Origin of the sequence: Halomonas sp. BC1 (assembly GCF_002078135.1) — a bacterium.
Classification (GTDB): Bacteria; Pseudomonadota; Gammaproteobacteria; order Pseudomonadales; family Halomonadaceae; genus Vreelandella; species Vreelandella stevensii.
In genome coordinates this window covers 323,113-327,015 of sequence record NZ_LFGS01000004.1, presented here as the reverse complement: position 1 = coordinate 327,015, position 3,903 = coordinate 323,113, and the positions used below count along the sequence as shown (strand labels likewise).

Annotated in this window: 5 protein-coding genes; all 5 read left to right on the top strand. The window is 64.6% G+C overall.

Features of this window, described 5'->3' with window-relative positions:
• Positions 1-784 (top strand): 4-hydroxythreonine-4-phosphate dehydrogenase PdxA (gene pdxA, locus B7L72_RS03070; RefSeq protein WP_081192473.1); only part of this gene is annotated, 784 nt, incomplete at its 5' end.
• A 26-nt stretch (positions 785-810) separates the two neighbouring features.
• The gene (rsmA, locus tag B7L72_RS03065) at positions 811-1,638 is read left to right on the top strand and encodes a 16S rRNA (adenine(1518)-N(6)/adenine(1519)-N(6))-dimethyltransferase RsmA (protein ID WP_016916311.1); all 828 of its coding nucleotides are present in this window, start codon (positions 811-813) and stop codon (positions 1,636-1,638) included.
• The gene (apaG, locus tag B7L72_RS03060) at positions 1,635-2,012 is read left to right on the top strand and encodes a Co2+/Mg2+ efflux protein ApaG (protein ID WP_081192472.1); all 378 of its coding nucleotides are present in this window, start codon (positions 1,635-1,637) and stop codon (positions 2,010-2,012) included. Before rsmA ends, apaG begins: the two co-directional genes overlap by 4 nt.
• Before the next feature lie 86 nt (positions 2,013-2,098).
• On the top strand, positions 2,099-2,914 hold the full coding sequence (locus B7L72_RS03055; protein WP_081192471.1) for a symmetrical bis(5'-nucleosyl)-tetraphosphatase: 816 nt from the start codon (positions 2,099-2,101) through the stop codon (positions 2,912-2,914).
• On the top strand, positions 2,914-3,903 hold a 990-nt coding region (locus B7L72_RS03050), incomplete at its 3' end, for a polynucleotide adenylyltransferase (RefSeq protein WP_081192470.1). The genes B7L72_RS03055 and B7L72_RS03050, both read left to right, overlap by 1 nt.

The following is a 3,903-nucleotide window of genomic DNA, read 5'->3' as shown; positions in this document are numbered from 1 at the left end:
CCCTGCCAATGCAGGCTATGTGCTGGACACCCTGCAGACGGCAGTGGATGCCTGCCTGGCCGGACACGCGGCGGCCATGGTGACTGCCCCGCTGCACAAGGGCGTGATCATCGAAGGCGGCTACCCGCACTTCACGGGCCACACCGAGTGGCTGCGGGACGCCTGCGGCGTGGATGAGGTGGTCATGCTGTTGGCCACGGACGCTGCGCTGCACGCCACGTCGCCACAGTGGCAGGGCGAAAGCGACCTGCGGGTTGCTCTGGTGACCACCCATCTGCCGCTGCGCGATGTGGCGGATGCCATCACCGGCGAGCGCATTGCGCGCATCAGCCGTCTGCTGGTGGCGGACCTGCAGCGTCAATTTGGTATCGCCCAGCCTCGGGTGGCGGTGTGTGGGCTCAACCCCCATGCGGGTGAAGATGGCCACCTGGGCCGCGAAGAGCTGGAAATCATCACGCCCACCCTGCAGGCGCTGCGTGCCGAGGGCCTGAACGTGGAAGGCCCGTTTCCGGCCGATACCCTGTTTACCCCACGCCATCTGGCGGAGGTCGATGCGGTACTGGCGATGTATCACGACCAGGGCCTGGCAGTGCTAAAATACGCAGGCTTTGGTCAGGCTGCCAACATCACCCTGGGGCTGCCGCTGGTACGCACCTCGGTGGACCATGGCACGGCGCTGGACTTGGCAGGCCGCGGTATTGCCAACCCCTCTAGCCTGGGCGTGGCGGTGGCACTCGCCCAGCGGCTGGCCACCCAGCGTGCCTCCTCTCAGGCCGCCCCATGAATCAACCCTCCAAGGAACACTGTTAGATGTCTCAAGTGCCCCAGCAGCACCGTGCTCGTAAACGCTTCGGTCAAAACTTTCTCCGTGATCTCGGGATCATTTCACGGATTGTCCGTGCCATCGGGCCGCGTGAAGGCGATCGGCTGGTCGAAATCGGTCCCGGCCAGGGCGCGCTCACTGCTCCCTTGCTGGAAGCGACCGGCACGCTGGAAGTCATCGAGCTGGATAGAGATCTGATTCCGGGGTTGCGGGTGCAGTTTTTCAACTACCCCGAATTCGTGATTCACGAAGGCGACGCGCTGAAGTTCGATTTTGCCGCCCTCAAGGGCGACGGTCAGCCGCTGCGCGTGGTGGGGAATCTGCCTTACAACATTTCGACGCCGCTGATCGTGCACCTGCTGACCATGGGGTCAGCCATCGCCGATATGCACTTCATGCTGCAAAAAGAGGTGGTGGAGCGGCTGGCGGCCGAGCCCGGCAGCACCGATTGGGGGCGGCTCTCGGTGATGGCGCAGTATTACTGTCAGGTGGACCAGCTGTTCATCGTGCCACCGGAAGCCTTCGTGCCCCGTCCCAAGGTCGATTCCGCCATTGTGCGGCTGACGCCCCATGCATCGCTACCCCAGGTGGCCGATGATCCGGCCCTGCTTTTCGAGCTGGTCAAGCTGGCCTTTGGGCAGCGCCGCAAGACGCTGCGCAACAACCTGAAGGGACGGGTCAGTGCGGAGGCCCTGGAGGCGTTGGGCATCGACCCTGCCCGGCGCCCGCAAACCCTGACCGTGGCGGAATACGTGACCATCGCCAATCATGTGGCCGCCAATGAGGACGTGGAACAGCGGAGTGGTGACGCGTGAGCGGGCTGGAGATCGAGGTCAGCGTCACGCCAGAGTTTCAGGACGCCGAGTCGAGTGCCAGCGAGGCCCGCTACGTGTTCAGCTACACCGTGACGGTGCACAACCAAAGCCCCCATAGCGTGCAGCTGATGGCACGCTACTGGAAAATCACCCAGGGCAATGGCGACAGCCAGGAAGTGCGCGGCAAGGGCGTGGTGGGTCAGCAGCCGCTGATTGGCTCGGGGCAACGGTTCCGCTATACCAGCCGAGCGATACTGCAAACCCCGGTAGGTGTCATGGAGGGTGCTTACACCTTGTTGAACACCTACACCCAGCGGGCGTTCGATGTGCCCGTCTCGCCCTTTCGGTTAGCGGTGCCCCGCCAGCTGCATTGAGGCGGGAGCCTTCGTCGGCGGTTTTCCATGCGCGACAAGCCGCCCACGCCAGCCAACTCCGTCAATGCGTTAACAGGCCTTTACCCATGAGCACTTATGTCATTGGCGACCTGCATGGATGTCATGCCGAGTTTGTCGCCTTGCTGGATAAAATCAGTTTTGATCCCGCCCGCGATACGCTCTGGCTGGTGGGCGATTTGATCAACCGGGGGCCTGGCTCCCTGGCCTGCCTGAAGGAAGTGAAAGCGCTGGGCAGCGCCGCACGCAGCGTGCTGGGGAACCACGATTTCCACCTGCTGGTGGTGGCACGGGGGGGCGGCAAGCTCAAGCGCCACGACACGCTGGACGACATTCTGTCTTCGCGGCACTGTGACGATTTGCTGGACTGGCTGCAAAGCCTTCCCCTGGCGGTACAGGCCGATAACACGCTGATGACCCACGCCGGGCTGCTGCCCAGTTGGAGTGCCGAACAGGCGCTGGCGCTGAGCGGAGAAGTACAAGCAGCGCTGGGCAGCGAGCAGGCGGGAGCTTTCCTGAGCCAACTGTTCGGCAATCAGCCTGACCGCTTCCACGACCAGCTCGAAGGCATGGACAGGCTGCGCTGCATCGTCAATGTGTTCACTCGGATGCGCTTCATCGATGCCCAGGAGCGGCTCGATTTTGCTGCCAAGGAGGGGTTGGAGAGCGCGCCTGCGGGCTTTGCGCCCTGGTTCCAGTTTCCCCGTGCCGACGATCTGCGCCTGCTGTTTGGCCACTGGGCGGCGCTGGAGGGGCGCACTCCCGGCGCGAAGGTGGATGTGCACGGGATCGATACCGGGTGCGTGTGGGGCGGTTCGCTGAGCGCGCTGGTGCTGGAGAGCGGCCAGCGTGTCAGCGTGCCCAGCCAGCAGGGAGGCCGCTGATGTTTCAGCTGGATACATACACCCAAGGGCTGGAGGTCTACCGAGTGGGTGGGGCCGTGCGGGACGAGCTGTTGGGATGGCCCGTGGTGGATCACGACTGGGTGGTGGTGGGGGCAACCCCCGACATGATGCAGCAGCGTGGATTCAAACCCGTCGGGCGCGATTTTCCGGTGTTCCTGCACCCGGCTACCCAGGAGGAGTATGCGCTGGCGCGTACCGAGCGCAAGTCGGGCCACGGGTATGGCGGGTTCGAGGTGCACGCCAGCCCCGACGTGACGTTGGAAGAGGATCTCTCCCGTCGGGACCTGACCATCAATGCCATCGCCCAGGCGGCGGATGGGCATTTGACCGACCCTTATCATGGCCAGCGGGACATCGAGCAGCGCTGGCTTCGCCATGTCTCCCCCGCCTTCAGTGAAGACCCCTTGCGCGTACTGCGTACTGCGCGTTTTTTAGCCCGCTATGCCTCCATGGGGTTTGCCGTTGCGCCGGACACTCTGGACTTGATGCGCGCGGTCAGCCGCAGCGGAGAGCTGGCGCATCTGGCAGCCGAGCGCGTGTGGGTCGAGACCGAGAAGGCGCTGGCCGAACCCAGCCCCGAGTGCTATTTCACGACCCTGGCCGCGTGTGATGCGTTGGCGGCGTGGTGGCCTGAGCTGGCAGCGAAGGCGTGTCTGGCCCAGGCCTTGGAGGCCATGCAGGCAGCTCCCGAACAGCGCGAGCCGCCGCTGGCGCACTGGCGCTATGCGCTGCTGGTGTCGGTGCTGAGTGAGTCACAGCGCGAAGCCCTGGCCGTGCGTTTGAAGTTGCCCAATAGCGTTGCGCAGCTGGCACGCCATGCCGCCTCGACCAAGGCGCTGCTGGCAGCCCCGCTGGAAGCCGAGAAAGTGCTGTGCTGGCTGGAGCGTCTGGATGGCTGGCGCAAGCCTGCCCAGGTCAGCGCGCAATTGCAGTTGTTGGAGCGGCTTGCGCCGGCCTTGCGCCCCGTG